The following is a 715-nucleotide window of genomic DNA, read 5'->3' on the forward strand; positions in this document are numbered from 1 at the left end:
TGGGCTGCTGCGGTGATTTCGGACAGCGGATTCGATTGAATTCTTACGCTGCCGTGGCTGGCTTTTGGTAATCGTAGTGCACTTCGTTGGGGCGCCGGTAGCCGAGCGCCGAGTGCCGGCGTCGACTGTTGTAGAACCCCTCGATGTAGCGGATCACGTCCCGCTTGGCCTGTCTCTTGGTGGCGTATGCGGTTCGGTAGACGCGTTCGTTCTTCAACGCGGAGAAGAACGATTCGGCCATCGCGTTATCCCAGCACACGCCGGTCCTTCCCATTGACGAACGCATGCCGAGACTAGTGACCAAGCCCCGAAAATCAGCCGAGGTATAGACGCTGCCGCGGTCCGAGTGCCAGATCGCGTCAGCTTCGATCACGGTCGTTGCCGCGGCGTTCTTCAACGCATCTTCGACCAGTTCGGTGCGCATGTGGTCGGCGATTGACCAACCGACGACTTTCTTCGAGTAACAGTCGATCACGGTGGCCAGATAGATGAAACCCTGCCAGGTATGAATGTAGGTGATATCGCCGACAAATTTCACCCCGGGTCGATCCGCAGTGAAGTCCCGTTTCACGAGGTCCGGCATGGTCGCGGCAGCCCCGGCATCTGCCTCGGTCGTGACCCGGAACGGGCGCGGCTGACACGCGATCAGGCCCTGATCGCGCATGATCTGCCGCACCAACTCCGCAGAGCACTCCGTACCTTCCTCGGCTAGGTC

1 protein-coding gene is annotated in these 715 nt (G+C 60.1%); it reads right to left on the reverse strand.

Features of this window, described 5'->3' with window-relative positions; translation table 11 throughout:
* Positions 1–43: 43 nt before the first annotated feature.
* On the reverse strand, positions 44–715 hold a 672-nt coding region (locus tag DL891_RS16600; protein ID WP_111721592.1), incomplete at its 5' end, for an IS3 family transposase.

The sequence above is a fragment of the Homoserinimonas sp. OAct 916 genome (genome assembly GCF_003260275.1).
Lineage (GTDB): Bacteria > Actinomycetota > Actinomycetes > Actinomycetales > Microbacteriaceae > OACT-916.